Genomic DNA, 4,070 nt, shown 5'->3' with positions numbered 1-4,070 from the left:
TCCTCATCGCTGCGCTCTGCATCGTCATAGGCGCGGGTCATCGACTCAGTTCTTCCTCTCGTTGGGACCGGTCGGGCCGCACGTCACGACCCCACGGTTGCTCGAGTTCCCGCTCGTCGTCCCGCTGGGACGGTAGGGCAGCCGGGATGGACAGCGTGAACGTCGACCCGGTGCCCGGCTTGCTCCACACGCCGATGCTGCCGTTGTGGTTGGCCGCGACGTGCTTGACGATGGCCAGGCCCAGCCCGCTGCCGCCGGTTGCCCGCGAGCGCGCCTTGTCGCCACGGAAGAACCGCTCGAAGACCCGCTCCTGGTCTTCCAGGGCGATCCCGATGCCGCGGTCGGTGACGGCGATCTCGACGTTTTCCCCGCGGCGGCGGCGGCTGATGGACACCGGCGACCCCGGCGGCGAATAGGCGATCGCGTTGGACACCAGGTTGGCCAGCGCGGTGACCAGCAGCGTCTGGTCGCCCAGCACCTGCAGGCCACTGGGCGAATCGGTGCGGACCTCGATGTCAGCGTTGTCGGCGGCCACCTTGTGGCGCGAAATCGCCTCGGAGACGACGGCGTCGACGTCGATGGGGGTGACGTTCGGCAACGGCTCGGCGCCCTGCAACCGGGACAACTCGATGAGCTCGGCGACCATGTCGCCGAGCCGGTTGGCCTCGATGAGCACCTTTTCGGCGAACCGACGGACGGTCTCGGAGTCATCGGCCGACGCCAGCAGGGCCTCGGCGAGCAGAGCCATCGCCCCGACCGGTGTCTTCAGCTCGTGGCTGACGTTGGCCACGAAGTCGCGCCGGGTCGCCTCCATGCGGGCGTAGTCGGACTGATCGTGGGCGAAGACCACCGCGAACCGGCGGTCCTCCTCGCTCAACAACCGGGCATGCCCGTGCACCGACAACCCCGAGCGCCCAGCCGCGCGTTTCGCCGGCCGCAGGTCGAACTCGACGTCGTCACCGTCCAGCGCCTGCTGCGCGGCCTGCCAGGCCTGGTCGTCAAGCTGCCGCTCGCGCACCAGGCCCAGTTCCTTGGCCCGTTCGTTGCGGTAGACGACGTCGCGATGGCAGTCCACCACCGCCGCGCCCAACGGCATCAGTCCGACGATTCGCTGCAGCATCTGCGCGACCGTGATCCCGGTGGACTCGGCGGCCGCCCGCTGCCGGCGCTGGGCCAGCCGCGACGACAGCCGAATGCCGGCCGCAACACCCACGGCCAGCGCCACCGCGGACAAGACCCCGGCCAGCAACACTGCCGAGAACACAGTCACATGGAAAATCCTACAAATCCTTCTGAACGCAGCCCTAGCGGAATGAGGCCAAAATCGGACAAGTCACAGGCTACGCAACAGGTATTCGGCTGTCGTTCACGTGATGTTTGGCAAACCCGGGTTCCGGGGCGCCGCGCACGCCGCCGTGGGCTAGGCGCGGCCCTGCCCGGCAACCGCCGCGGCGCCGGCGGCGGCGGCTTCCGGGTCGAGGTAGGTGCCGCCGGCAACCATCGGCCGCAGCTGGGCATCCAGGTCGTAGCGAAGCGGGATGCCGGTGGGGATGTTGCTCCCGACGATCTCCTCGTCCGACATCCCGTCGAGGTATTTGATCATGGCACGCAGCGAGTTGCCGTGCGCGACGACCAGCACGGTTTTGCCGCTACGCAGATCCGGGACGATGACGTCGGTGAAATACGGCAGGAACCGGTCCACCACGTCGGCCAGGCACTCGGTCAGCGGGCCGCCGCCGATGTCGGCGTAACGCGGGTCGGCATCCTGGCTGAACTGGCTGCCCTGCTCGATCGGCGGTGGCGGGGTGTCGTAGCTGCGCCGCCAGGCCATGAACTGTTCCTCGCCGTAGCGCGCCTTGATGTCGGCCTTGTTCAGGCCCTGCAGCGCACCGTAATGGCGTTCGTTGAGCCGCCAGCTGCGCCGTACCGGAATCCACAGCCGGTCGGCGGTCTCCAAAGCCATGTGCGCCGTGCTGATCGCCCGCCGCAGCAGCGAGGTGTACAGCACGTCGGGCAACAAGTCGTGTTCGGTCAGCAGTCGGCCGCTGCGGAACGCTTCGGCCCGCCCCTTGTCGGTCAGGCCGACGTCGACCCAGCCCGTGAACTGATTGCTGGCGTTCCACTCGCTTTCACCGTGGCGCAGCAGCACCAGCGTGCCCGGGTCTCGTCGTTGCATCGGCCTAGCATCTCACGGGCACGCACGGTCCCCGTCGTCGTCTTCGTGGATTTTTGCTCGACTCGCCCCCGCAAGCGGGTGGGACCCCCACCTCATCGCGCTTCGCGCGCCCCGTCGTCGTCTTCGTGGATCAGGTGGGCGAACGCCTGCAGGTTCTTCAGCGACTCGCCGCGCGACACCCGCCAGTCCCACTCCTTCTGGATCGAGGAGCGAAAACCCAACTCCAGCAACGTGTTGAAGTCCGAGTCCACCGCCTCGAGCACCTGGCCGAGCACCCGGTCGAGCTCGTCGGCGTCGACCGAGGCCAACGACAACCTGCCCACCAGATAGATGTCGCCCACGTTGTCGAGAGTGTAGGCGACCCCGTAGAGCCGGCGGTTGCGCTTGAGCAGGAACCGGTAGACGCCCTCATGGTTCTCGTCCGGTTTGCGGCACACGAACGCCTCGACGCGTACCGAGTGTTCCCCGATGCTCAGGATGGTGTTGGTCTTGAGTTTGCGCTCCCCGGGCAGTTCCACGACGAGCCCCGGCGGCCCGCCGTGGGATCCGGGGGTCTCGGAGTAGGCCAGGTCGCTGGCTTGCAGCGCGCTCTCGATCATCTGCCGCACTGACTGATCGGACGGCGTCATGCCCCCACCCCTCGACGCGACACCCAGCGGCGCGGACCGCGCGCCGACGCCCGGTCCGACGACAGCGCGCCGCCGCGGCGCCGGCGCCCGCCGGTGAAGTCCCCGATCGCGCGCCGGTAGCTGGCCAGCAGTGCGTCGGCGGTGGTCTCCCAGGAGAACCTCGAGGCGTGTGCCACTGCGGCCCGGCTCATCGCCTCGGCCCGCGGGCTGTCCACGAACCGAAGCAGGTCGCCGAGGGCCGTGGCCCAGTCGTCGATGTCGTGGCTACCCACCAGGGTGCCGGTGACTCCATCGCGCACCGCAACGGGCAGCCCGCCCACCGCGGCGGCCACCACCGGCGTTCCGCATGCCTGCGCCTCGATCGCGACCAACCCGAACGACTCCGAATAGCTCGGGACCGCGACCAGGTCGGCCGCCTGGAACAGCGTGGCCAGGTTCGTGCGGGACTGCGGCGGCAGGAAGGTCACCCGCTCGCTGATGCCGAGGTCCTCGGCGAGTGAGACCAGGCCCTCCGGTCGCGTGAGCCCGCTGCCCGAAGGGCCACCGGCCACGACAACGCGCACCCCCGGCAGCTGGGCGGCCGCCCGCAACACGATGTCAGGCGCTTTCAGCGGCTGGATCCGGCCGACGAAGGCCACCACACGACCGTCGAGCGGCAGCCCCAACGCGCTCCGGGCCGTTCGGCGGTCACCCGGCCGGAAGACGTCGAGGTCCACCCCAGGGTGGACCACGTCGATTCGCGCCGGATCGGCATGGTGGATCGAAACCAGTTGTCCGGCTTCATCATCGGTGTTGACGATCAGCCGATCGGCCTCGTCGACAACCTGCTGTTCTCCGACCGTGCGCAGCGGCGGCTCGGGAGTGTCACCGTGGGCCAGCGCTGCGTTCTTCACTGCGGCCAGCGTGTGGGCGGTGTGTACCAGCGGCACCGCCCAGCGGTCCCGGGCCAGCCAGCCGACCTGCCCGGACAGCCAGTAATGCGAATGCACGACGTCGTAATAACCGGGCTCGTGGGACGCCTCGGCCCGCAGTACCCCGGCCGCGAACGCGCACAGCTGGGTGGGCAGGTCGTATTTGTCCAGGCCCTCGAACGGCCCAGCGACCACGTTGCGCACCAGCACACCCGGAGCCACCCGCACGACCGGCGGGTCGGCCGACGCGGTGGCGCGGGTGAAGATCTCCACCTCGATACCCCTGCGCGCCAGGTGCAGGGCGCTTTGCAGCACGTAGACGTTCATGCCGCCGGCGTCGCCGGTGCCCGGCTG

4 protein-coding genes are annotated in these 4,070 nt (G+C 69.2%); all 4 read right to left on the bottom strand.

Annotated features, from left to right (window positions below; translation table 11 throughout):
- Positions 1-37: 37 nt before the first annotated feature.
- Complete coding sequence (locus AC2VOK_RS11270; protein ID WP_428900546.1) at positions 38-1,270, bottom strand: sensor histidine kinase; 1,233 nt, start codon at positions 1,268-1,270, stop codon at positions 38-40.
- Positions 1,271-1,420: 150 nt separating this feature from the next.
- Entirely contained in the window at positions 1,421-2,176 is a 756-nt protein-coding gene (locus AC2VOK_RS11265) for a phosphoglyceromutase (protein ID WP_428900545.1), read from the bottom strand.
- Between the two features lie 92 nt (positions 2,177-2,268).
- Positions 2,269-2,805 (bottom strand): type III secretion system chaperone family protein, encoded by a 537-nt coding sequence (locus AC2VOK_RS11260; RefSeq protein WP_428900544.1) that lies wholly within the window; start codon positions 2,803-2,805, stop codon positions 2,269-2,271.
- The coding region (gene mshA, locus AC2VOK_RS11255) for a D-inositol-3-phosphate glycosyltransferase (RefSeq protein ID WP_428900543.1) at positions 2,802-4,070 on the bottom strand (1,269 nt) is incomplete at its 5' end. The genes mshA and AC2VOK_RS11260, both read right to left, overlap by 4 nt.

This window comes from Mycobacterium sp. TH-M116, assembly GCF_057473685.1.
Note: the sequence above shows the minus strand (reverse complement) of the source record. Positions and strands in the feature narration are given on the sequence as shown.

Coding starts and splice junctions, on each gene's coding strand:
- AC2VOK_RS11260 (WP_428900544.1), bottom strand. CDS start 2,805: ATGACGCCGTCCGATCAGTCAGTGCGGCAGATGATCGAGAGCGCGCTG.
- AC2VOK_RS11265 (WP_428900545.1), bottom strand. CDS start 2,176: ATGCAACGACGAGACCCGGGCACGCTGGTGCTGCTGCGCCACGGTGAA.